This window comes from Deltaproteobacteria bacterium, assembly GCA_009929795.1.
GTDB lineage: Bacteria > Desulfobacterota > Desulfovibrionia > Desulfovibrionales > Desulfomicrobiaceae > RZZR01.
The window spans coordinates 1-1271 of sequence record RZZR01000372.1 but is presented as its reverse complement, the minus strand read 5'-3'; the positions used below and the strand labels follow the sequence as shown (position 1 = coordinate 1271).

Sequence of the window (1271 nt, the reverse complement as noted above, 5' to 3'; positions counted from 1 at the left end):
GCCTGGAACAGTTCATGGGCCACGGACCCCAGGCCCACCTTAGTGAATTCCTCCTCGGTGTCTCTCATGTGTCGGAGCAAAGCCCCCAGGCGCTCAAACTCGACACAGCACATGGTGTGTAGGTCCGAATGAAAATCAACATGCTCAGGCCCCAGGCCCTCGGGAAATTCGATTTCTTGCTCTCGTCCGTCGATCCAGATAGTTTTTTCTTCAGCCATGATGTCCTCCTATACAGGATGTTGTGGGTTTGGTCCGGGTCCATGCCTACCATGGGTCCGGGCCTTTTATTTCAGGCCAAATTCGGCCTTGAAATTTCGTTGCCATATCCCAGGTCCTTTTTCCTTTTCCATCGCCTAGAATCGGTTCCTATGAAGCCATGGTTTGACCGATGGTGTACTCACTACACCAAACCCCGGCCAAGGCCGGATCGCTGACGCTGGTTTGGCCGTTCGCAGGGCATCAAGACTTCCGTCCATTGGCTTTTCTAAAAGCCAGGTAGCTCGGCCACTCTGCTTTTTCTTCATCGGTCATGGCCTCCCAGGCAGCCAGCAGCGGAGAGTTATTCACGGCCTCTTGTCTGACCCGTTCGGCCTCGGCAGCTGCGGCCAGGACAGCCGGGTCCGGGCCGGTATCGGTCTTGGTCTTCGGTTTCGGCCTGGACGTGGTCGGCTTGGCATCCTTCGATGTGATGTGAAACTCGATATGCGTGATGGCTTGCCGTCGCTTTCGATATTTCGGCTCGACTATCAGGTCCGAATGGGTGTTGATGTCGTTCAAGGCCGGGATGATGACTCTGTTTTTCAAGGCGTTGAAGCTCCGATACATGTTCTGGATGTCGAGCATTTCCTTGAAGCCATCCACGGTAAAAACCCGGAGGCCGGTAGACTCAAACTGCTTTGCCAATTCGTAAATTCTGAAAGCGTATTTTGATTCAAAGCCCGTGATATATTCAAGCCGGTAGCTGGTAAAATAGCCCTTCAACGCTAGCAAGTAGGGTTTCATCGTCGGCGATATGGTGAACGTCAAGCGGCCTGTCTTGCCGTTTACCCTGACGCTGTCGAGCCAGTTTGCAATCAGGGTTTCATCGGGTCCGACGACAAAGGCCACAGGCTTTGACATCAAGCCCTTGGCCATTCGCACGGCATCGGCATAGACCCTGGTCCTGCTCATGTCGGTCAGTTCGGCCAGTTCAGCCAAATCCAAATCGTAGTGCATGAAATCATCGTCCTCGCGCTGAATCTTCGAGACAGCGTACAGCACGAGTCTTTGCT

The 1271-nt window shown here is 53.7% G+C and carries 2 protein-coding genes; both read right to left on the bottom strand.

Annotated elements, in window-relative coordinates:
* A partial coding sequence (locus EOM25_15075) for a hypothetical protein (GenBank protein NCC26501.1) occupies window positions 1-218 on the bottom strand: 218 nt, incomplete at its 3' end.
* 241 nt (window positions 219-459) lie between these two features.
* Window positions 460-1271 (bottom strand): RepB family plasmid replication initiator protein (locus EOM25_15070; GenBank protein ID NCC26500.1); only part of this gene is annotated, 812 nt, incomplete at its 5' end.